This window comes from Sinorhizobium arboris LMG 14919 (genome assembly GCF_000427465.1).
Taxonomy (GTDB): Bacteria; Pseudomonadota; Alphaproteobacteria; order Rhizobiales; family Rhizobiaceae; genus Sinorhizobium; species Sinorhizobium arboris.
The window spans coordinates 2,943,131-2,965,164 of sequence record NZ_ATYB01000014.1; the positions used below are offsets into that span (position 1 = coordinate 2,943,131).

The 22,034-nt window shown below is 64.1% G+C and carries 15 protein-coding genes; 6 read left to right on the forward strand and 9 right to left on the reverse strand.

Going from position 1 to position 22,034, the window contains the following annotated elements; translation table 11 throughout:
- The first annotated feature begins 257 nt into the window (after window positions 1–257).
- Both SINAR_RS0125490 and SINAR_RS0125495 read left to right on the forward strand, forming a co-directional pair.
- The gene (locus SINAR_RS0125490) at window positions 258–2,171 is read left to right on the forward strand and encodes an autotransporter assembly complex protein TamA (RefSeq protein ID WP_028001699.1); all 1,914 of its coding nucleotides are present in this window, start codon (window positions 258–260) and stop codon (window positions 2,169–2,171) included.
- 121 nt (window positions 2,172–2,292) lie between these two features.
- Window positions 2,293–7,902: a translocation/assembly module TamB domain-containing protein gene (locus SINAR_RS0125495; RefSeq protein ID WP_028001700.1), complete on the forward strand. Its 5,610-nt coding sequence runs from the start codon at window positions 2,293–2,295 to the stop codon at window positions 7,900–7,902.
- A 286-nt stretch (window positions 7,903–8,188) separates the two neighbouring features.
- On the opposite strand, the gene SINAR_RS0125500 is transcribed toward SINAR_RS0125495, so the two are convergent.
- Both SINAR_RS0125500 and SINAR_RS0125510 read right to left on the reverse strand, forming a co-directional pair.
- Window positions 8,189–8,668: a VOC family protein gene (locus SINAR_RS0125500; protein ID WP_028001701.1), complete on the reverse strand. Its 480-nt coding sequence runs from the start codon at window positions 8,666–8,668 to the stop codon at window positions 8,189–8,191.
- A gap of 204 nt (window positions 8,669–8,872) precedes the next feature.
- Complete coding sequence (locus tag SINAR_RS0125510) at window positions 8,873–9,307, reverse strand: Lrp/AsnC family transcriptional regulator (RefSeq protein ID WP_028001702.1); 435 nt, start codon at window positions 9,305–9,307, stop codon at window positions 8,873–8,875.
- Window positions 9,308–9,446: 139 nt separating this feature from the next.
- Between SINAR_RS0125510 and rocF the strand changes: the two genes are divergently transcribed.
- Together rocF and SINAR_RS0125520 are read left to right on the forward strand one after the other, a co-directional pair.
- Complete coding sequence (rocF, locus tag SINAR_RS0125515) at window positions 9,447–10,370, forward strand: arginase (RefSeq protein ID WP_028001703.1); 924 nt, start codon at window positions 9,447–9,449, stop codon at window positions 10,368–10,370.
- 176 nt (window positions 10,371–10,546) lie between these two features.
- Window positions 10,547–11,026, forward strand: coding sequence for a chemotaxis protein CheW (locus SINAR_RS0125520; protein ID WP_003528560.1), 480 nt, complete (start codon window positions 10,547–10,549; stop codon window positions 11,024–11,026).
- A 69-nt stretch (window positions 11,027–11,095) separates the two neighbouring features.
- Here SINAR_RS0125520 and SINAR_RS0125525 read toward each other — a convergent pair whose 3' ends face one another.
- The 7 genes from SINAR_RS0125525 to SINAR_RS0125555 all read right to left on the reverse strand — a co-directional run bounded on the left by SINAR_RS0125525 (window position 11,096) and on the right by SINAR_RS0125555 (window position 19,344).
- A complete protein-coding gene (locus SINAR_RS0125525; RefSeq protein ID WP_028001704.1) occupies window positions 11,096–11,326 on the reverse strand; it encodes a formate dehydrogenase subunit delta in 231 nt (76 codons plus the stop codon).
- A 17-nt stretch (window positions 11,327–11,343) separates the two neighbouring features.
- Window positions 11,344–12,252 (reverse strand): formate dehydrogenase accessory sulfurtransferase FdhD, encoded by a 909-nt coding sequence (gene fdhD / locus SINAR_RS0125530; protein ID WP_028001705.1) that lies wholly within the window; start codon window positions 12,250–12,252, stop codon window positions 11,344–11,346.
- Between the two features lie 8 nt (window positions 12,253–12,260).
- Entirely contained in the window at window positions 12,261–15,140 is a 2,880-nt protein-coding gene (gene fdhF, locus SINAR_RS0125535) for a formate dehydrogenase subunit alpha (RefSeq protein WP_028001706.1), read from the reverse strand.
- 252 nt (window positions 15,141–15,392) lie between these two features.
- Window positions 15,393–16,949 (reverse strand): formate dehydrogenase beta subunit, encoded by a 1,557-nt coding sequence (locus SINAR_RS0125540; RefSeq protein WP_028001707.1) that lies wholly within the window; start codon window positions 16,947–16,949, stop codon window positions 15,393–15,395.
- Window positions 16,946–17,425: a formate dehydrogenase subunit gamma gene (locus SINAR_RS0125545; protein WP_028001708.1), complete on the reverse strand. Its 480-nt coding sequence runs from the start codon at window positions 17,423–17,425 to the stop codon at window positions 16,946–16,948. Before SINAR_RS0125545 ends, SINAR_RS0125540 begins: the two co-directional genes overlap by 4 nt.
- Before the next feature lie 171 nt (window positions 17,426–17,596).
- Window positions 17,597–18,493 carry a LysR family transcriptional regulator gene (locus SINAR_RS0125550; RefSeq protein ID WP_028001709.1) on the reverse strand — a complete coding sequence of 299 codons (897 nt, stop codon included), beginning with the start codon at window positions 18,491–18,493 and terminating at the stop codon, window positions 17,597–17,599.
- Window positions 18,494–18,573: 80 nt separating this feature from the next.
- Window positions 18,574–19,344, reverse strand: a complete 771-nt coding sequence (locus SINAR_RS0125555) for an SDR family NAD(P)-dependent oxidoreductase (protein ID WP_028001710.1) — start codon at window positions 19,342–19,344, stop codon at window positions 18,574–18,576.
- A 162-nt stretch (window positions 19,345–19,506) separates the two neighbouring features.
- Between SINAR_RS0125555 and SINAR_RS0125560 the strand changes: the two genes are divergently transcribed.
- Window positions 19,507–20,271, forward strand: a complete 765-nt coding sequence (locus SINAR_RS0125560; protein WP_028001711.1) for a DeoR/GlpR family DNA-binding transcription regulator — start codon at window positions 19,507–19,509, stop codon at window positions 20,269–20,271.
- Window positions 20,272–20,397: 126 nt separating this feature from the next.
- The gene (gene glpD, locus SINAR_RS0125565; RefSeq protein ID WP_028001712.1) at window positions 20,398–21,909 is read left to right on the forward strand and encodes a glycerol-3-phosphate dehydrogenase; all 1,512 of its coding nucleotides are present in this window, start codon (window positions 20,398–20,400) and stop codon (window positions 21,907–21,909) included.
- Window positions 21,910–22,034 lie beyond the last annotated feature (125 nt).

A 22,034-nucleotide genomic window follows, 5' to 3' on the forward strand; every position in this document is an offset into this window, starting at 1 on the left:
GTTCGTCCATGTGAGGCAGCTCCCCTTGCGACAGAGCCGCCTGCGCCGCCCAAGTCAATTTCAACGAGTGCCCGTTGTGCCTGAAGCACCACAGGCGGAGTCCTTTTTGCCGAAAAATCCTCTCCGAATCGCCGCTTCGGGGTGGATGCGGAGAGCCGTCATCGTTAACAGATGGAAAACTATGTCCTGCTAGCTTGGCCGACGCCGCGTATGCAGGCAGTTGGTACAGAGTCGCCTGAAACGGGATGCGGAGAGGAATGTCTCCACCACGATCGAGTATTGCGCACTGGAAGACAGCGACCGCGCTCGCAATCGTGGCATCGGCCGTGCTCGGCCCGGTTTCCGTCGAGCAGGCCCATGCGTTCAAGATCTTCGGCATGCGTTTCTTCGAAAGCGCCGAAGATGAGGTCCAGGTCATCGACCCGGTCCGCTATACGCTGACATTCGAGCCCGGAACCGATGACGAGGAGCTCCGCGAAGCTCTCGAAAACGGCTCCCGGCTCGTGCAGGACCAGGAAGATCCGGTCTCGGGCGATCTTGGCCTCGCGATCAAGGCGCGCGACGACCGCGACCGGCTCCTGGCCGTCCTTTACGAAAAGGCGCGCTACGGCGGCACGGTCAGCATTCTGGTTAACGGCCAGGACATAGACAGCCTGCCCCCCGACCCCGCCTTCCCCGACGGCCAGCCCGTCCCTGTCGCGGTGCGCGTCGTCCCCGGGCCGGTATTTACGCTGGGCTCGGTCAGGTTCGAAGGGGACGCGGCGCGGTTCGATCCCGCCGCCTACGACCTCGAGCGTGGAGCCCGCGCCGACTCGACCCTCATCATCAAGGCGGGCGAGCAGATCGTGAACGATCTCAAGGAACAGAGCCGCCCGCTGGCCAAGCTCGCCGAGCGCAGCGTCGTCGCCGATCACGCGACGTCCACGGTCGACGTGACGATCAGCGCCGACGGCGGGCCGGTTGCGCCGGTCGGCGACCTGACCGTCAGCGGCACCAGAACCGTCGATCCGGAATTCGTCAAGGACTACTCCCGCCTGAATCACGGCCGTCCTTACTCGCCGGAGAACATTCGCAAGGCCGCCGAGCGACTGCGGCAGCTGAACGTCTTTTCCAGCGTCACCATCAACGAAGCCGACCGGCTTGCCCGCGACGGCACGATCCCTATGAACATCCAGGTATCCGAAGGCAAGCACCGCTACTTCGGCTTCGGCGGCCAGGTCTCGACCACGGACGGCCTTGGCCTCCAGGGGTATTGGGGCCATCGCAACCTCTTCGGGCGCGCCGAATCGCTCCGGATCGAGGGCTCGGTCGACCGCCTCGGCGAAACCACCGATGTCGGCGGACTCGACTATTCGGCCGGAATTCTCTTCGCGAAGCCGGGTGCCTTCGGGCCGGCATCGACTTTCACCGCAAGCGTCAAGGCGGCGATCGTCGATCCGGATGCCTATAACGCCAAAATGATTACCGCCGCGGCCGGCGCCGCTTTCGAGCTCTCGCCAGAAGATACGGTCTCCGCTGGCGCGGAAGTGGGCTGGGCGGATATCGACGACGCTTTCGGCTCGAATTCCTATATCACAGCCGCCCTCCCGTTCGAATATGTCCGCGACGCGCGCGACGACAAGCTGAACCCGACGGAGGGTTACCGGGCGCTGATCAACGCCAAGCCAAGCTACGAGATCGAAGGGAAGACTTTCTTCAGCTCTTTCGAAGCATCCGCATCCGGCTATTACGCGTTTGGAACCGAGAAACGCTTCGTCCTGGCCGGCAAACTCGGTGCCGGCGTGCTCGTCGGTGGCGACGAACTCTCGGATATCCCAGCAACCCGGCGGTTCTTCCTAGGGGGCGGCGGATCGGTGCGCGGCTATTCCTACCAGGAGATCAGCCCGCGCGACGCCGATGACGAACTGACCGGCGGCCGCTCCTATGTGAACGGCTCGCTCGAAGCCCGCATCGCCGTCACCGACACGATCGGCATCGTGCCTTTCATCGACGCCGGTACCGTTTCGGAAAGCACCACGCCCGATTTCTCCGACATCCGGGCCGGCGCGGGTATCGGCCTGCGCTATGCGACGCCCTTCGGCCCGATCCGGCTCGACTTCGCCGTGCCGCTCAACAAATATCCGGGGGGCACCGATTACGGAATCTATGCCGGTATCGGCCAGTCCTTCTGATGCCCGGACTATTTGCTGCATGCGGGCGACACCGTGATAAGATGAGCGCAGCCCCGCCCGCTGGCGACGTGCCGGCGCCCTACCGATTCCAGAGCGGCGCAACATGGACTATGGATAGGACATGAACCAGGTCTCCCTTTTCCTTCAATCTGCGCTGCGGTACTTCTTCGCCGCCATCGGCACTCTCGTGGTCGTGCTCCTCCTGCTCGTCGGGTTTCTGGGCTTCACGGTGCCCGGCGCCCGAACCGTCGCCTGGGCGATCGAAAAATATGCGGCGACCCCCGACCAGATCGTCCGCATCTCCGATCCGGGTGCACTCCTGACCGGCGACTTCACGGCCGGTACCGTTACGCTCTTCGATGGCGAAGGCATATATGCCGAGGTCCGCGACCTTTCTGTGAACTGGTCGCCTGCCGAGCTTCTCTCGCTTCGCTTCGATGCCAGCCATATTTCGGCCGGTTCGATCCGTGTCGAGCGGCTGCCTGTTCCCTCGACCGAGACCAGGGAAGTACGATCGACCTTCGCCCTGCCGGTCGACGTGAAGATCGACTCCTTCGATCTCGAGGAAATCGTGCTCGGCAAGCAGATCACCGGCGAGGATCGTTTCCTGACCGCCAAGGGTCAGCTCAACGCAACCAATTCCAGCGTCGCTCTCGTGCTTGATGCCGCCGAACGAGACCGTCCGGAGGCGCGCGCCACCGCAGATCTCGTCTTCAACCCGGCCGGCAACCAGCTGAAGCTTGAAGCCGAGCTCGCGGAGCCGAAGGGCGGCCTTCTCGCAAAACTGCTCCGCCTGCCCGGAGAGCCGGCCGTCAACATGACCGTGACCGGACAGGGACCGCTTTCCGACTGGGCGGGATCGGGCACGGTTTCGCTCGACGGCGGCGAAATTCTCCGCCTCGACGGGCGGCACGTCCTCGCGGCCGAGGGATTGCACAGGCTGACGGTTTCCGGCGGCGGCGCTTTGGCGACTCTGACGCCGCCAGCCTTCAGGCCGCTCTTCGAAGGAGAAAGCAGGATCGACCTGACGGCCGCCTTCGACGGAAAGAGCAAGGTCCGGATCGATGCAGGCAAGCTCTCGACCGGTGCGATGACGCTCGATATCTCCGGCACGGTCGACAGCCGCGGCGAGAACAATCTCCAGGCAAGCGTCGCCGGCACGAACGGTCCATTCGATTTCCGCTGGCCGCTGAAGGACGGCGAACTGCAGGCGCTCATCGATACGGCGAATCTGTCGCTGATCGGCGACGGGCAATCGGCAATCCTCGACGTCGCAGCCAACGTCCCGTCCGTGAACCTGCCGCAGGCGCGACTCGGCGGCATCCGGCTTTCGGCTCAGAGCGACGCCTTCAACCTGGAAAGCCGGTCGGGTCCCCTCAAGGCCACCGTCGAAATCTCCGAGAGCCGCCTTGCAAATGCAGATCTCGACCGGGCGGTGCAGGCGCCGCTGAAGCTCGACGGCACCATCGCCGTTACTCCGGAAGACATCCGTTTCGACCCGCTGGCGATCGAGAGCGCGAGCATCGGCGGCACGATCACCGGCGTTTTCGACCGCGTCGAAACGACGCTCGACGCGGCGTTCAAGCTCTTTGCCGTGAGAGAGGTCCTGCCGCCGGGGCTTGCCGATAAGTTCGACAGGACGATCGCCCTTGCGGGCAACGCGGTCGTCGAACAGGACGGCAGCGTCCGGCTGAGCGAGGTCGACGTCAAATCCGGTGCGATCGACGCCTCCGGCTCCGTTGCGCTTGCCGGAAGCACTTTGACTGCGGACATCCGGGGAACGCTCCCCGACCTCGGACGGCTGCTCGCCGATGCGAAGGGCTCGGCAGCCTTCGACGCGGTCGCCTCCGGCCCGCTCAACAAGCTCGGCATCGAAGCAAAGATAACCTCAAGCGGAGCGACGCTCGCTGGCCGCACGCTGGACGATCTCGTCGTCAATGCCGATGCGACCGTGACGCCGGAGAGCCCCGAAGCGAAGCTGACGGCAACCGGCACTCTCGACGGCCAGGCGATCGACATCCGCGCCGATGTCGTCTCCAGGGATGGCCGGACCTCGATCCCCGCCCTCGAGGCCAAGGTCGGTGACAACCGGCTGGCCGGTGCGATCGAACTCACAGCCGATTTCAAGCCGAACGGAAAGATAGATTTCAACCTGCCCGATCTCGGCCTCATCGCCGCCATGGCCGGACAGCAGGCATCCGGCGACCTTGCCGGCTCCGCGACGATCCGGACGGCCGACGGCGTCACGTCGCTCGCGCTGACGGCCCGCGGCGAAAGCATCAGCCGGGACGCATTGACCGTTGCCAGGCCCGTGGTCGACTTTACCGTCGCGGATCTTGCCAGGATGGCGATCAAGGGCGGTGTCAGGGCCGAAAGCGTCGTTCAGGGCGAAAACCGCCTGACGGACATCGATATCGCCTTCGACCAGCAGGCGGAAAGAACCGGCTTCTCGGTCGGTGCCGAATATGACGGCGCTCCGCTCGCGGCGACCGGCGATCTCGCGAGCCGTGACGGCCGGACCGAGATAAGCCTTGCATCGGCCTCGGCGACAGCCAAGCGCATCCCCCTGCAGCTTGCCCGGCCGAGCGTCATCGCCATCGAAAACGGCGTCGTGCATATCGATGGGCTGACGATTCAGGCATCCACGGGCACGGTCGCCGTCACTGGTACGGCAGGCGAGACCCTTGATATATCGGCGGATATCAACGAGCTGCCAGCCACCCTGATCCACACCGTCGCGCCGACGCTCGGGGCCGAGGGCAAGATTGCAGGCAAGTTGGACATTACCGGGAATGGCGCGGCTCCGGTCGTCCGCTACGACCTCACCTGGAGCGGCGCCTCGATCGCCTCCGTGCGGGCGGCCGGCATAACGGCGGAGGACCTTTCGGCGAAGGGCATGGTGACCGTTGCCGAGGACAGCATCCGCCTCGATCCCTTGGCCATCGAACGCGCCGGCTTTCGCGGCGATGTGACGGCCAGTCTCGACCGCACCGACAACACGGCCGAGGCGAATTTCCAGTTCGTTGCCGAACCCGCCGTGCTTCCGCCCGGCATCGGCGCGAAATTCGATGGGCCGATCACCGTTTCGGGCAAGGTCGAGACCGGAGCCGGCGGCAGGATCGAACTGAACGCGCTCGACGTCAAATCCGGGACGGTCAGCGGCACCGGTTCGGCCGCGCTCGCCGAAGGCACATTGACCGCCGAGATAGAGGGCGCATTGCCGGACCTCGCCAAGCTGCTCGCCGAAGCGGAAGGCAAGGCTGCCTTTAGCGCCGACCTGTCCGGCCCGCTCGACGCGCTCGCCATCAAGGCGGAAGTAACCTCGAGCGGCGCGGTCCTTGCAGGACGCACGCTTTCGGACTTCGTGGTCACGGCCGATGCGACGGCGAGACCCGGCAGCCCGCAGGCGAAGCTGACGGCGACCGGAGGTCTCGACGGCCAAGCCATCGACGTCAGGGCCGAGGTGGTCTCCGAGGGCGGCCGCACCTCGATCCCGACACTGGAGGCGAAGGTCGGCGACAACAGATTGACGGGAGCGATCGATCTGACGGCAGACTTCAAACCCGAGGGCAAGGTCGACTTCAACCTGCCGGACCTCGGTCTGCTCGCCGCCATGGCCGGCGAGAGGGTCTCCGGGGACCTTTCCGGCTCGGCAGCGATCAGAACGGCGAACGGTGTGACTTCCGTTTCGCTGCAGGCGAGCGGCGGCGGCATCAAGCGCGGCGACCTGACGATCGCAAAGCCAACCGCCGATATCAGCATCGCCGATGTGGCGGCACTCGCGATCAGGGGAAGCGTCAAGGCGGAAAATGTCGCTCAGGGTCAAAACCGTATCACCGGCCTCAATCTCACCTTCGATCAGCAGGGCGGCAGGACGGGCTTTACCGTTGACGGCAGATATGACGGCAGTCCTCTTTCGGCGAAGGGCGACATGGTCGCAAGCGGCGGCCGCACCGAAGTCCGCCTCGCCTCTTTCGCGGCAGCGCCCAAGCGGATACCGCTGAGGCTTGCACGCCCGACCGTCGTCGCGATCGACAACGGCACGGTACTTCTCGATGCCCTGACCATCGAGGCTTCGAAAGGCACGATCACGGTCGCCGGCTCTGCCGGACCGACGCTCGACATTTCGGCAAGACTCAATGCGCTGCCTGCCGCACTGATCAACACCTTTGCCCCGACGCTCGGGGCGGAAGGCACGATCGCCGGGACGGTGGACGTGAACGGAACGGCGGCGGCTCCGGTCGTGGTCTACGACCTCAGATGGAGCGACGCCTCGGTCGCAGCGGCGCGCGGCGCCGGCGTATCGTCGCTGGAGATTGCTGCAAAGGGGCGCTTCGCCGACAACCGGGTGACCGTCGATGCCACGGTCTCCGGGCCGGGAGACCTTTCCTTCCGAGGCGGTGGCAATGTCGAGCTTGGCGGCAACATGCCGATCTCGATGAAATTCGCCGGCGACGTACCCTTCGCGCTGCTCGCCAATATCATGGCGGAACAGGGCTTCACCCTGACCGGATCGGCCAAGGTCGACCTTTCGCTCTCCGGCTCGGCAAAGGCGCCGCAAATTGCCGGTACGGTCTCGACCGCCGGCGCCCGGCTCGTGGACGTTCGCCGCAATCTCGCTCTCAACGACCTCACCGCCAATGTCGCCCTCGACGGCAGACAGGCGACGATCTCTCGCCTATCGGCCAATCTCGCCAGCGGCGGATCGATCGAGGCGAGCGGAACCGTGGGCATCGTCCCCGGCTCCGGTTTCCCGGCGGATCTCAGAATCCGGCTCAACAACGCGACCTATGTCGACGGCACGCTGTTCACCGCCAACCTTGCAGGCGACCTGACGCTCAACGGCCCCCTCGTCTCGACCCCCGTTCTTGGCGGAAGGCTGACGATTCGCAGGGCCGCGATCACCATACCGGAGAAGCTGCCGGCTTCGCTCTCGGAGATCGACATAAAGCACCGCAACGCCCCACCCCGGGTGCGGCAGATGACCAGGGACCTGCGCCGGGATACGTCCGCCGGCGCCGAGGCCGGCGGCGCGATCGCCTTCGATCTTGCCGTCAGCTCACCGGGCCAGTTCTTCGTGCGCGGACGCGGCATCGATGCCGAACTCGGCGGCGATCTGACTGTCCGCGGCACCGCCGTTCAGCCGATCGTTTCCGGTGGATTCGACATGCGCCGCGGGCGCCTGGAGATTCTCGGCAAACGCCTGACTTTCACCGAAGGCCACATCGGCTTCGGCGGCGACCTCATTCCGACGCTCGATCTCGACGCGACCTCGAGCGCCGGCTCGACGACGATCACCGTCAATGTCGCAGGCCCGGCCAACAACCCGACGGTAACCTTCTCCTCGTCCCCTGCCCTGCCGCAGGACGAAATCCTGGCGCAGTTGATCTTCAACCGGTCGCTGAACAATCTCTCCGCCTTCCAGATCGCGCAGCTCGCCTCGGCCGTAGGCCAGCTTGCCGGCGGCGGATCGACGTCGCTGCTCGACGGCCTGCGCAACAAGCTCGGCGTCGACGATCTGGACATCACGACCGACGAGAGCGGCGGCGCCCAGGTCCGCGCCGGCAAATATCTCAACGATCGCACCTATCTCGAACTGCAGCAGGGCTCGGACTCGGCTTCCAGCAAGGCGATCATCAATCTCGATATCGGTCGCGGCGTGAAGCTGAAGGGCGAAGCAGCCGGCGACGGTTCGGCGGCCGGCGGCATATTCTTTGAGAGGGAATATTGATTCGTCGGCACTGAGCGACCGAAGAAGGTTTTAATCAGCCCAAAGACTTGGGCTGGCTGGGTTCCTGCGACAGGCACAGCAATGAGGCGGTCCGGGAAGTTGCATGTTGCGACAGCTTCGCCTGGGGGGTTGCGAACCATCTCTCCCTGACTGCACGGCCCATCAGCGTATCGAGGGGCCGCACCAGGTCCGCCTTCCCTTATCCCTATGCTGTCACAGGGATCCGGCAGCACCGCGTCTGCGGCGCGGAGGCTGGAGGAAGTCCTGCCAGGGTGCAAGGTCCCCCTCACGCCGCGTTGCGGTCGGCCCCGAATGCATCCAGAGCCTCGCTCTCGTTCGTCGCCGTGAACAGCGCCCAGATGTGACCGAACGGGTCAATGAGGGCGCCGACCCGATCGCCGGTCGGCAGCGTTTCGGCGACGTTGCGCAGGCTCGCGCCGGAGCCCATCGCCCTTTCGAGCACGCGATCCACATCATCGACGTGCAGTTCGAGGATTGCCGCGGTCGTACCGAGCGCGTGCGGCGAACGCGGGCCGCCAAGCCTCGGTTCGGCGTCCCGGCGCGGATTGGCGCCGGCGACCCGAAAGACCGAGTCGCCGATGCAGAGATCGGCACTCGTCAGAATGCCGCTCCACTCGTGCCGCTGCAGCAGCTCAGCGCCGAAGACATCGCGGTAGAACTCAATCGCCCGCTCCTCGTCACCATGCCTGACAAAAAGCTTTATGCAGATCTGCCGTACCGACGGGCCGCCGGAATAACTAGCCATGGCAATCTCCCTGGATCGCAATGATGTCGGGCGGGTGGAACCCGCGATCAAATACGCCATCGTTCAAAATGAGCCCGAATGCCGCGGAGACCGCGCCCGTGCTCATGCCTCTCTTGTTTGCTGAGAGGAACATCTTATCGGAACATAAGAACAAATCAAGAACAAAACAGCCGCGGGCTGCCGATTTGCGCCGAGGCTCTCCCCTTACGAAGACCCCGTCAGCTTGCTGGTCTTCAGCAGAATGTTCGTTTCGGTCACGGTGATGCCGTCGATCAGACGGATGCGCCGCAGGCTCTCGTCGAAGCTAGCGAGATCCCGGTCCTCGAGTTCGGCAATGAAATCCCACCGGCCGTTGGTGCTGTGCAGCGCCCGCACTTGCGGCAGGCCCCGCAATTGCTCGGCGACTCGGTCCGCCATCTTTCCGTGAACCTCGATCATCACCACCGCCCTGACGCCGGAGGCGGGGATTTCCGCGCCCGTGCGGATCGTGAAGGCGGCGATCGTCCCATTCGCGACGAGACGGTCGATGCGCGCGGCGACCGTCGCGCGCGAGACGCCGGTCATCGCGGAAAGCGTCGAAACGGGCATACGAGAATTTTGCCGAAGCGCGCTGATCAGCGCTTGATCGAGATCATCCATCTTGTCACTTCGCCAAATGATCCTTTACATTTTGAGCATCATATCTTGCCAATCGACAGTTTTCCATCTTTTTGCCGCCACGCTTTTTGACGATAATCCGCCGGACTTCACGGGAACAGGACGAAGGGAAGAGGCGGACATGAAAACCATCACATTGATCGGCGCACCCATCGAGGAAGGCTCGGGCCGCCGCGGCGCGGCAATGGGGCCGACGGCGCTCAGGATCGCCGGCATAGAGACGGTCCTTGCGGAGCTCGGCCATAGGGTCAATGACGAGGGGGATCTGAGGCCGCTGCCCGCGCGCGATCTCGCCATCCATCCGGGCGCCAACAATCTGCAGACCGTCGCAGCCTTCGCGCGCGCGCTCGACGAAGCCGTGCATGACACCGCGCGCAAGGGACATTTCCCCCTCATCCTCGGCGGCGACCACGCGCTGTCGATGGGCAGCGTCTCCGGCATGGCGCGTCATGCCCAGGACGTCGGCCGGCCCCTCTTCGTCCTCTGGCTCGATGCGCATGCCGACTTCAACTCGCCGTCGACCTCTCCGTCAGGGAATATGCACGGCATGCCGGTCGCCTTCTTCTGCGGGGAAGCGGAATTCGCCCCGATCCTCCCGAAAGACCGGCCGCTGGTCGACCCGAAAAAGGTCTACCAGATCGGAATCCGCTCGGTTGACGCGCGTGAGCGCGAGGAAATTGCGGAGCACGGCGTCAATGTTTTCGATATGCGGGCCATCGACGAGATGGGCATGGCCCACATCATCCGGCAGATCGTCGACGAGGTTCGCGCCGCCAACGGCCTGCTGCATGTGAGCCTCGACGTCGATTTCATGGATCCGGAACTCGCCCCCGGCGTGGGCACGACGGTTCCGGGCGGCGCGACCTTCCGCGAGGCTCACCTCATCATGGAAGTGCTGTGCGACAGCGGCCTCGTCTCTTCCCTCGACGTCGTCGAACTCAACCCGTTCCTCGACGACCGGGGCAAGAGCGCGCGCATTCTGGTCGAACTGACGGCAAGCCTCTTCGGCCGCCGTATCCTTGATCGTCCGACCCGCGCCGCCTGAAGCCACGTCGCCACCTCACTCTCCTGCGAGGGGCGAACGTTCAGCAAAGGCTTAACGAATCCGCGCCTAATATAGGCATACGGAGCGCAAGGCGGATTTTCCGTGCATGAAGCGGCTTGCGCCTCGCCGGATGTCATCGGCGGACCACCACGAACGGAAAGCTGGAAGGACCTTCGATGACAAGCACGCAGAGAGCAGCCGGATTTGACGGCGAGACGCTCGAAATCATAGCGTTTCGCCTCCACGACCAGGAGTTTTGCGTCAAGACCACGACGATCCGCGAGATACGCGGCTGGGCGCCCTCGACACCCATCCCGCACGCCCCGCCGGAGGTGATCGGCGTGATGAACCTGCGCGGCACGGTGATCCCGATCATCGACCTCGCCCACAAGCTCGGCATGAAATCGACCGTCACCAACGAGCGCAGCGCGATCGTCGTCGCCGAGGTCCACAACATGGTCATCGGTCTCGTCGTCGACCGTGTTTCCGACATTTTGACCGTGCAGGGCAGTCAGGTACAGCCTGTGCCGGAAGTCACCGCCTCCTTCGACAAGAGCTTTGCGGAAGGCATCATCGCCAACGAATCGGGCATGATCTGCTTCCTCAATCTGGCCCGCATGTTCAAGGAGCGGGAAACCGAAGAACTGGCCGCCTGAGCCTGCGGAAATGCAACTTAATGCCAGCCATTGACCCGTGCCCGGAACGGCAGCCGGCCTGGAAGGGCTCTAGGCCGCCTCCGGGCGGCGGATCTTCTCGGCCGCCTCGATGACCAGCGGGTTCAGCCCTTCGCCGCCATGCGCGATGTGCTCGAAGAGCTTGCGGCGCATGCGCGGCTCCCAATATTTGTTGATGTGCGTCGCCACGCCCTCGGCCGCCTCCTCCGCCGGCTGGGTCTGGAAGAAGGTGGCGATCTGGTTCGCCATATAGATAAGCTTGGCGTCGGGGTTTACAGACATGGACGATTGCTCCGGATTCAGGATAGCGGAACGCGGGCGGATAAGGACGCAGGCTCGTCATCATTCCGAATAATGCGCTTCGCGTGGGTGAAGATTTCGAACTCGTCACCGCGGACAAGCGCAATGACGGTCATGCCCGCCTCTTCCGCCGTGCGGATGGCGAGCGCCGTCGGTGCGGAAATGGCGATAATCACCGGGCTGCCGGCAATCGCGGTTTTCTGGACCATTTCGACGGATACACGCGAGGTGACGACGACGGCGCCTTGAGCACCTTTGAACCCGGCGCAGGCGGCCGCTCCGGTCAGCTTGTCCAGCGCATTGTGGCGGCCGACGTCCTCGCGAACCGCGATCAGCCCGCGACCCGGCACATAGAAGGCCGCACCGTGCACCGCGCGTGTCTCGAAATGCAGCGGCTGCTGGCCGTTGAGCAGCCCGACCGCGTCGACGATATCCTTTTCGGAGAGCCGCAGCGGCGACCCGGAGACGTCCGGCGTCGGGCGAACGGCCTCATCGATCGACTCGATTCCGCAGAGCCCGCAGCCGACGGGCCCGGCCATATGGCGGCGTCGGAGGCGCAAAGCCTCGTTCTGCTCGTCCTTGAGCCTGATCTGCAGGTCGATGCCTTTTTCCTCCACGACTATCTCTATGTCGTCGACCTGTTCGGGGCCGGTGATAATCCCTTCGGTCAGGCTGAACCCGATGGCGAAATCCTCGAGATCGGCAGGCGTCGCCATCATCACCGCATGGGTCGAACCGCCATAGGTGAAGGCGACCGGCGTTTCCTCGGGCACGACGCGCGACTGCGCGACGAGAATGCCGCCGCGCCGCGCCGTCTCGGGGACCGTCGCCGTCGTTCCGGATCGCGTCCCGCCGCCGGCGCCGGTCCTAAGAACAGCTGGAGAGGACGAAAGCCGCTTGCCCGCCATGCTCGCTCCTATTCCGCCGCCTCCAGCTTGCCGGCAATGCGGCGTGACTGGCGGGCCTGCTCGTCATAGTCCCGCTGCCAGTCGGAGGGACCGTTCGACGGCGAAACCTGCACCGCAGTCACCTTGTATTCCGGGCAGTTGGTTGCCCAGTCGCTGAAGTCCGTGGTGATGACGTTCGCCTGCGTCGACGGATGATGGAAGGTCGTATAGACGACACCCGGCGCGACGCGGTCGGTGATCAGGGCCCGGAGCGTCGTATCGCCCGAGCGGCTGGCGAGCCTGACCCAGTCGCCGTCGCGAATGCCGCGCTGCTCGGCGTCGTGGGGGTGGATCTCCAACCGGTCTTCCGCATGCCAGACGACGTTCTCCGTGCGCCGCGTCTGAGCGCCCACATTGTACTGGCTGAGAATACGGCCGGTCGTCAGAAGCAGCGGAAAGCGCGGGCCCGTCCGCTCGTCGGTCGGCACGTATTCGGTGCGGATGAACTTGCCCTTGCCACGCACGAAGCCGTCGATATGCATGATCGGCGAGCCGAGCGGCGCCTGTTCATTGCACGGCCACTGCACCGAGCCCATTTTCTCCAGATAGTCGTAGGAGACCATGGCGAAGCTCGGTGTCGTCGCCGCGATCTCGTCCATGATTTCGGATGGATGGCGATAGTTCCAGTCAAGCCCCATGGCTTGCGCCATCTTCTGCGTCACCTCCCAATCGGCATAGCCGTTCTTCGGGCGCATGACGCGCCGGACGCGGTTGATGCGGCGCTCGGCATTGGTAAAGGTTCCGTCCTTTTCTAGGAAGGTCGAGCCCGGCAGGAAGACATGGGCGTAGTTGGCGGTCTCGTTGAGGAAGAGATCGTGCACCACGACGCATTCCATCGCCGCGAGGCCGGCGGCGACGTGCTTCGTATCCGGGTCGGATTGCAGGATGTCCTCGCCCTGGACATAGAGGCCCTTGAAGGTGCCCTCGACGGCGGCGTCGAGCATGTTGGGGATGCGCAGGCCCGGCTCCTCGTTGAGCGTTACGCCCCAGAGCTTCTCGAAGGTTTCGCGCGTGGCATCGTCCGAGATGTGGCGATAGCCCGGAAGCTCGTGCGGGAAGGAGCCCATGTCACAGGAGCCCTGGACGTTGTTCTGGCCGCGCAACGGATTGACGCCCACCCCCGGCCGGCCGATGTTGCCGGTGAGCATGGCGAGGTTGGCGATCGCCATCACCGTCGTCGAGCCCTGGCTGTGTTCGGTGACGCCAAGGCCGTAATAGATCGCGCCATTGCCGCCGGTAGCGTAAAGCCGCGCAGCCCCGCGCACCAGGTCGGCCGGAACGCCGGTATAGGCTTCGGTCGCCTCCGGGCTGTGGTGGGGCTCGGCCACGAAGGCCGCCCAGTCTTCATATTCGGACCAGTCGCAGCGCTCCCGGATGAAGGCTTCGTCGGCGAGGCCTTCCGTGACGATGACATGTGCCAGTGCCGTCAGGATGGCGACGTTGGTGCCGGGCTTCAGCGGCAGATGGTAGGATGCCTCGACATGGGCGGAGCGGACGAGATCGATCCGGCGCGGATCGATGACGATCAGCTTGGCGCCCTGGCGCAGCCGCTTCTTCAGCCGCGAGGCGAAGACCGGATGGCCGTCGGTCGGGTTGGCGCCGATAATGACGGCAACGTCGGTATTGTCGACGCTGTCGAAATTCTGCGTTCCGGCGGAGGTGCCGAAGGCCTGGCCGAGACCGTAACCGGTCGGTGAGTGGCAGACTCGGGCGCAGGTGTCGACGTTGTTGTTGCGGAAGCCGGCGCGCACCAGCTTCTGCACCAGATAGGTTTCCTCGTTGGTGCAGCGCGACGACGTGATGCCGCCGACGGAATCGCGCCCGTACTGGTACTGGATGCGGCGGAACTCGGAGGCTACATGCGCGAAAGCCTCGTCCCAGGTGACCTCGCGCCAGGGATCGGTGACCTTTTCGCGGATCATCGGATTGAGGACGCGATCCTTGTGATTGGAATAACCATAGGCGAAGCGGCCCTTGACGCAGGAATGACCGCGGTTCGCCTGGCCGTCCTTCCAGGGCACCATGCGGACCAGCTCCTCGCCGCGCATTTCCGCCTTGAAGGAGCAGCCGACGCCGCAATAGGCGCAGGTGGTGACGACCGAATGCTCCGGCTGGCCGATCTCGATCACCGACTTCTCCGTCAGCGTCGCCGTGGGGCAGGCCTGCACGCAGGCGCCGCAGGAGACGCATTCGGAGGAGACGAAATCTTCGTTCATTCCGGCCGATACCCGCGAATCGAAGCCGCGGCCGCTGATCGTCAGCGCGAAGGTGCCCTGCACTTCCTCGCAGGCCCGCACGCAGCGCGAACAGACGATACACTTCGCAGGGTCATAGGTGAAATACGGGTTCGATTCGTCCTTCGGCGCCCATTTGGCGTTGATTTCGCCATTGTTGCGCGCCGTCACATGGTTCTCGCCGTCATAACCGTAACGCACGTCGCGCAGGCCCACGGCGCCGGCCATGTCCTGCAGCTCGCAATCGCCATTGGCAGCACAGGTGAGGCAGTCGAGCGGATGGTCGGAAATATAGAGTTCCATGACGCCGCGGCGGACATCCTTAAGCCGCTGCGTCTGCGTCGAAACGCTGATGCCTGCCGCCACCGGCGTCGTGCAGGAGGCCGGCATGCCGGCGCGCCCTTCGATTTCGACGAGACAGAGCCGGCAGGAGCCGAAGGCATCCATCATGTCGGAAGCGCAAAGCTTCGGCACCTCGATGCCCGCTTCCATCGCCGCGCGCATGATCGACGTGCCTTCCGGCACCGTGATCTCGCGTCCGTCGATCGTCAGCGTCACCAGCTTTTCGGACTTGGAAGCAGGAGTGCCGTAGTCGATTTCATGAATGAGAGACATTTAGGGCCTCCTGAGACATTGCGTTCGGGGCGATTGCCGACTCTGCCGTCCGCCCCTCATCCGGCTGCCGCCACCTTCTCCCCGCAGCCGGGGAGAAGGGATATGCGGCGCCGTCTTGCTCAACCGCTGCCGCCCCACAGGGGGTGTTCTCTCTCCCCGCGCGCGGGGAGAGGGTTAATCCTCGGGTCAAACCCGAGGAGAGGGGCATCCCATCATAAGGGGTGAGGGGCAAATCTCGACGTGCAAGGCGCATCATTCCGCAGCCTCCACGACCGGCGCCGGCGCGAAATCCTCGGGGAAATGCGTCATTGCGCTCATCACAGGATAGGGCGTGAAGCCGCCGAGCGCGCAGAGCGAGCCGAACTTCATCGTGTTGCAGAGGTCGGCGAGCAGTTCGCGATTCTTCTCGGGCTCGATCCCCCCGGCAATCCTGTCGGCCACTTCGACGCCGCGCGTCGAACCGATGCGGCAGGGCGTGCACTTGCCGCAGCTTTCGACAGCACAGAATTCCATGGCGAAACGCGCCTGCTTCAGCATGTCGACGGTATCGTCGAAGACGACGATGCCGGCATGGCCGATGAGCCCGTCCTTCGCCGCAAAAGCTTCGTAGTCGAAGGGCGTGTCGAACAGCGCCCGCGGGAAATAGGCGCCGAGCGGACCGCCTACCTGCACGGCCTTGACCGGCCGGCCGGTCGCCGTTCCGCCGCCGATCTCGTCGACGATCTCGCCGAGGGTGAGGCCGAAAGCGGTCTCGTAGAGGCCGCCATGCTTGACGTTGCCGGCGATCTGCAGCGGGATCGTGCCGCGCGACCGGCCCATGCCGAAATCGCGATAGTAACCGGCGCCTTTGTCGAGAATCACCGGCACGGAAGCGAGCGAGATGACGTTGTTGATGACGGTCGGACGGTCGAAGAGGCCCTTATGCGCCGGCAGCGGCGGCTTGGCGCGCACGAGGCCGCGCTTGCCTTCGAGGCTGTTCAGGAGCGCGGTCTCTTCGCCGCAGACATAGGCGCCGGCGCCGGTGCGCACTTCCATGTCGAAGGCGTGCGACGAGCCCAGCACCGAACGCCCGAGCACACCTGCGGCGCGGGCGATCTCGATCGCCGCGCTCATCACCGCAATCGCGTGCGGATATTCCGATCGGGTATAGACGTAGCCCCTGGTCGCACCGGTCGCGATGCCGGCGATCGCCATGCCCTCGATCAGCACGAAGGGATCGCCTTCCATGATCATGCGGTCGGCGAATGTGCCGCTGTCGCCCTCGTCGGCATTGCAGACGATGTATTTCTGCGCGCCTGGCGCCTCGAGCACGGTCTTCCATTTGATGCCGGTCGGGAAGCCGGCGCCGCCACGGCCGCGCAGGCCGCTTTCCGTGACCTCGGCGACGACCGCCGCAGGCTGCATGGCGATTGCCCTTTCGAGCCCCCTCAGACCTCCATGGACGCGATAATCCTCGAGCGAAAGGGGATCGATGACGCCGCAGCGGGCAAAGGTGAGCCGCGTCTGTCGCTTGAGGAACGGAATTTCCTCGGTCTTACCGAGACGGAGCGGGTGCGCACCGCCGTCGAGCAGTCCGGCATCGACGAGCGAGCTCACGTCCCGCGCCTTCACCGGGCCATAGGCGATGCGCCCTGCGGCCGTTTCGACTTCGACCAGCGGCTCCAGCCAGTGCATGCCGCGCGAGCCGTTGCGGACGATCGTGGCGTCGAGTCCGCGGGCGGCGATCTCGCCGGCCATCGCCTCCACCACCTTTTCGGCGCCAAGCGCGAGCGCCGCCGCATCCCGGGGAATGTAGATCCTGACCGTCATCGCCGCGCCTCCGCAACCAGCGCGTCGATCGCCGTATCGTCGAGCCGCGCATGGACCTCGCCGTCGAGCATCGCCGACGGCGAGCAGGAACAGAGCCCAAGACAATAGACGGGCTCCAGCGTCACGGCGCCGTCCGGCGTCGTCTCGTGGAAATCGATCCCGAGAAGCGCCTTGGCGCGTTCCGCAAGCCGGTCACCGCCCATCGACTGGCAGGCCTCCGCGCGACAGAGCTTCAGCACATGGCGTCCCGCCGGGTGCTCGCGGAAGTCGTGATAGAAGGTGACGACGCCGTAGACCTCGGCACGCGACAGATTGAGTTCGCGCGCAATCAACGGCAGGCTCTCCTCCGGCACGTAGCCGAACTCGTCCTGGATTTCGTGCAGAATGGGAAGGAGCGGGCCTTCAAGCACCTTGAGTTCGCCGACGATCGCCAGCGTCCGTTCGGTCACGTCTGCGCGCGGCAGATGGATATTCACTGAGGAGCCCTCCCGGCTCGCGGCACGCCGGGGTTTGTCCTGCCGTCGTCGCGCCGCCGTCTCGATCACATGGCAAAGGTCGAATGTTTCACGCCCTTTACCCATGAAACAAGCTTCGCGCTTATGCTCACGGGGGTCAATAATGCTGTTCCGTTGGTTGATAGAAAATTTCTATTGAGCCTTGTTGCGCTCACCGAGGATGCGCGCTTCGTGCAGCAGCGCCGAGACAAGCGGAGTGAACGGCTCGCGATAGGTAGCGACGAGGCCGACCGTGTGGCGGACATCCGGATCGATGATCGGGATCATCCGGATATCTTCGTGAAAACCGAAGGATTTCGCGACGTTATATGGCATTATGCTCGCCCAGCGGCCGGTGCGGACATGGGAGAAAAGCACGATCATCGAATTCGATTCGAGCGTCGGGTTTGCGACCGCGCCCGCCTCGGAAAAGTGCTGGTTGATGATGCGGCGGTTCTGCATGTCGGCCGTCAATAGACAAAGCCTAATGTCGCTGACTTCCTTCCAGGTCACGCTTTCGCGATCCGACAGCGGTGTGCCGGCGGCGGTAACCAGATGATATTGCTCCATCTGCAGCGGCACGCTCGTCACCCGGCCGAGCGGCTCGTTCTCCAGGTAGGTCAGACCGGCATCGATCTCCAGGTTTTCGAGGAGCGCGAGAATCTGCAGCGATGTGGTCGAAAGCACCGAGAAGGTGACGTCCGGGTGCTTCTCCTGAAATGGCGCAGTGATCAGCGGCACCATGGAGAGCGTCGTCGGCACCGCGGCCAGACGGATATGCCCGGAGAGACCCTTTCGTGCGGCACGCATCTCTTCGCGCATGGTGCGCGTGTCGCTGACGATCCGCCGCGCCCATTCCAGCACCCGCTGTCCCTCGGGCGTCAGTCCCTGGAAGCGCGAGCCGCGATTAACCAGAATGACGCCGAGTTGTTCTTCGAGCTGACGGATCGCCGCCGAAAGCGTCGGCTGCGTTACCCCGCATTCCTCCGCCGCTCGGCCGAAATGCCTTTCGCGGGCGAGTGCGAGAAAGAATTCCAGCTTGTCGATCATTCGCGGCCTTCAGATTTGTCCTCACCCCAGCCCTCTCCCCGGGGAGAAGATGCCGGCAGACGGATAAGGGGCATTGCATCCTAACAGATCAATTGCCCGCCATTCACCTCCAGGACCTGGCCGGTGATGTAGCCGGAAAGCGCGTGCGAAGCCAGGAAGAGATAGGCTGGCGTGCAATCCTCGGCGGTCCCCAGCCGGCCGAGCGGGATCGTCTTGCGCGTCGCCTCCAGCTTCTCCGGCGTCGAATAGCGCTCGTGGAAATCGGTCGCGATGGTGCCCGGCGAGACGCAGTTGACGCGGATGCCTTCCGGCGCAAGTTCACGCGCCAGCGCCTTCGAATAGGTCGCGACGAAGGCCTTGGTGGCGGAGTAGATCGAAGAGCCCGGACTGCCGCCCATGCGCGCCGAGATCGAAACGGTGTTGACGATCGCCGCATGCGTGCCCTTGCGCAGGAGCGGCAGCATCGCCCGGGTCATCTCCACCACCGAGGTCTGGTTAAGCTGCACGACCGCGCGATATTGCTCGTCGGTGAGGCCGGCCGCCGGAAAACGCCCGACCATGGTGCCGGCATTGTTGACGAGCACGTCGATACTGTCGAAACGGCTTCTTACGATCTCGGCGAAGCTTTCGACGCCCCCCTCGGAAAGGAAATCCGCCGCCGCCAGGAACGCCCTGCCCTCGGTCGCTGCAAGATCGAGAAACTCCGGGCGATCCGCCGCAATCGTTCGCCCCATATGCACCAGCACGCGGGCACCACAGTCCAGGAACTGCCGCGCGACCTCGAGGCCTATGCCCCTCCCGCCGCCGGTAACCACCACGTTCATGCCCTTGAACAAGGCCGGATGATACATGCTCGCACTCCTCCCGGTAACGTCAGACTGCCGTGCCCCTCCGATTACAGCGCCATCAGGTGCGCGCCGCAACGAAAATCGAACGCGTTTCGGATTCCTATTCTGAAATTGCGCCGCTTTCGTTTTTGCATATTATGAAAGAAAACGAAAAGCGAGGGGCGGATGTATCTGACCGGACGACAGGCGGAGATTTTGGAACTGGCAAAAACGGAAGGCCGCGTGCTGGTCGAGGACTTGGCGCATCGCTTCTCCGTGACGCCACAGACGATCCGCAAGGATCTGAACGATCTCTGCGACGCCAGGGTCTTGAACCGCATTCACGGCGGCGCCATCTTTCCGAGCGGCAAGGAGAACGTCAAATACGAATCCCGCCGTCAGATAGCCGCGGCGGAGAAGCAGGCGATCGGCCGCGCAGCGGCCGCCCTCATCCCCGACAATTCCTCGCTCTTCATCAATATCGGCACCACGACGGAAGCAGTGGGAGAGGCACTTCTCGACCACAAGGAACTGATGGTCATCACTAATAACATCAACGTAGCCAACAGGTTGCGGGTCTTCCCCTCGATCGAGGTGGTGATTGCCGGCGGGGTCGTGCGCGGCTCCGACGGCGGCATCGTCGGAGAGGCCGCCGTCGACTTCATCAGGCAGTTCAAGGTGGATTTCGCGGTGATCGGTGCCTCGGCGATCGACCCGGACGGAGCCCTGCTCGATTTCGATTATCGCGAAGTGAAAGTTGCGCAGGCCATCATCGCCAATGCGCGCCACGTCATCCTCGTTTCGGATTCGACGAAGTTCGAACGCACCGCGCCGGTGCGTATCGGCCACATCTCGCAGGTGCAGACCTTCATCACCGATCGCTGTATTATTGAAAACGTTAGGAAAATCTGCGCCGACCAGGATGTGCGACTGGTCGAAACCGAAGCCTGATGGGCGGCAAAATTACCGAGGCAAGATTCGGAAGCATTCGTTTGACATTCGAAATGTTTTCGCTTTAACTGCTTTCACTTTCGCGATTGCATGGATTGGGCAACGCGAGATGTGGAGGGGAACAGAGTGTCAGAACAGGCGATCTTCGACGTCTTCGTCATAGGCGGCGGCATCAACGGATGCGGCATCGCGCGCGATGCGGCCGGCCGGGGATATTCCGTTGCCCTTGCGGAGATGAGCGATTTCGCTTCCGGAACGTCTTCCGGCTCGACCAAGCTCATCCATGGCGGCCTGCGCTATCTCGAACATTATGAATTCCGCCTCGTGCGCGAAGCCCTGATGGAGCGCGAAGTGCTCTGGGCGATGGCGCCGCATGTCATCTGGCCAATGCGCTTCGTGCTGCCGTTCCACAGGGGCGGTCCGCGCTCGGCCTGGTTGATCCGCCTCGGCCTCTTCCTTTACGATCACATCGGCGGCCGCAAGCTCCTGCCGGCGACGAAGACGCTCGACATGACCCGCGATCCGGCGGGCGCACCGCTGAAGCGCCTGTTTACAAAAGCCTTCGAATATTCGGACGGCTGGGTCGACGATGCGCGTCTCGTGGTCCTCAACGCCCGCGATGCCGCCGACCGCGGGGCGAGGATAATGCCCCGCACCCGCGTCGTTTCGGCGCGCCGCGAGGGCGGCCGATGGGCGATCGAGATCGAGAACATGACGACCGGGGCGCGCGAAACGATACGCGCCCGCATGCTCGTCAACGCCGCTGGCCCCTGGGTGGACCGGGTGCTCGCCGAAACGGTCGGCAAGAAGGACGTCCGCAATGTCCGGCTGGTCCAGGGCAGCCATATCGTCGTGAAGAAGAAGTTCGACGACCCGCGCGCCTATTTCTTCCAGAATCCGGACGGGCGGATCATGTTCGCCATTCCCTATCAGAGCGAATTCACGCTGATCGGAACCACTGATCGCGATTTCACCGGCAATCCTGCCGACGTGCGCATCAGCGATGCCGAGATCGACTATCTCTGCAGCGCGGCAAGCGAATATTTCAGCGATCCGGTCGTGAGCGACGATATCGTCTGGACCTATTCCGCCGTGCGGCCTCTTTTCGATGACGGCGCGAGCAAGGCGCAGGAGGCGACCCGCGATTATGTGCTGCGCGTCGAGAACGGAGAGGCGCCGCTGCTCAACGTCTTCGGCGGAAAGCTCACCACTTATAGGCGGCTTGCGGAATCGGCGCTCGAGAAGATCGGCGAAGCCATCGGGAACAAGGGCAAGAAGTGGACGGCCGGATCGCATCTTCCGGGCGGCGACTTCCCGGCCGTCGGCTATGAGGACGAGGTCGCGAAACTCAAGGCGCGCTATCCTTTCCTGGCCGCTTCCCATGCGCGGCGGCTGGTACGGCTCTACGGCACGCGAGCGGCGCAGCTTCTCGGCAGTGCCGCAAGCGAGGTCGATCTTGGAAGACTTTTCGGCGCGGATCTCTATGCGGCGGAGGTCGATTGGCTCATCGGCCAGGAATGGGCGTTGCGCGCGGAAGACGTGCTTTGGCGCCGTACGAAACTGGGACTGAAGTTTTCGCGGGCGCAAATCGCGGAACTGGAGAAATATATGCGCGGCGCGGCCAATGCGGCCGCGTAGATCGCATCTGTGATAGTGGCTCCGTTCGATCCAGATCATGGATGCGATCGAGACTGAAAGGGAGCGGGGTGCGGGCGGAAAACCGAAAACAGTTTTCCTCATCCCGCTCCGTACCACGGCTGAAA

Bases quoted from the DNA above. Each gene is read 5' to 3' on its own strand.
- SINAR_RS0125520 (WP_003528560.1), top strand. From the start codon at position 10,547: ATGACAAGCACGCAGAGAGCAGCCGGATTTGACGGCGAGACGCTCGAA.
- SINAR_RS0125495 (WP_028001700.1), top strand. From the start codon at position 2,293: ATGAACCAGGTCTCCCTTTTCCTTCAATCTGCGCTGCGGTACTTCTTC.
- SINAR_RS0125555 (WP_028001710.1), bottom strand. From the start codon at position 19,344: ATGTATCATCCGGCCTTGTTCAAGGGCATGAACGTGGTGGTTACCGGC.
- SINAR_RS0125540 (WP_028001707.1), bottom strand. From the start codon at position 16,949: ATGACGGTCAGGATCTACATTCCCCGGGATGCGGCGGCGCTCGCGCTT.
- fdhF (WP_028001706.1), bottom strand. From the start codon at position 15,140: ATGTCTCTCATTCATGAAATCGACTACGGCACTCCTGCTTCCAAGTCC.
- SINAR_RS0125525 (WP_028001704.1), bottom strand. From the start codon at position 11,326: ATGTCTGTAAACCCCGACGCCAAGCTTATCTATATGGCGAACCAGATC.
- SINAR_RS0125490 (WP_028001699.1), top strand. From the start codon at position 258: ATGTCTCCACCACGATCGAGTATTGCGCACTGGAAGACAGCGACCGCG.
- SINAR_RS0125500 (WP_028001701.1), bottom strand. From the start codon at position 8,668: ATGGCTAGTTATTCCGGCGGCCCGTCGGTACGGCAGATCTGCATAAAG.
- rocF (WP_028001703.1), top strand. From the start codon at position 9,447: ATGAAAACCATCACATTGATCGGCGCACCCATCGAGGAAGGCTCGGGC.
- SINAR_RS0125560 (WP_028001711.1), top strand. From the start codon at position 19,507: ATGTATCTGACCGGACGACAGGCGGAGATTTTGGAACTGGCAAAAACG.
- SINAR_RS0125510 (WP_028001702.1), bottom strand. From the start codon at position 9,307: ATGGATGATCTCGATCAAGCGCTGATCAGCGCGCTTCGGCAAAATTCT.
- SINAR_RS0125550 (WP_028001709.1), bottom strand. From the start codon at position 18,493: ATGATCGACAAGCTGGAATTCTTTCTCGCACTCGCCCGCGAAAGGCAT.
- fdhD (WP_028001705.1), bottom strand. From the start codon at position 12,252: ATGGCGGGCAAGCGGCTTTCGTCCTCTCCAGCTGTTCTTAGGACCGGC.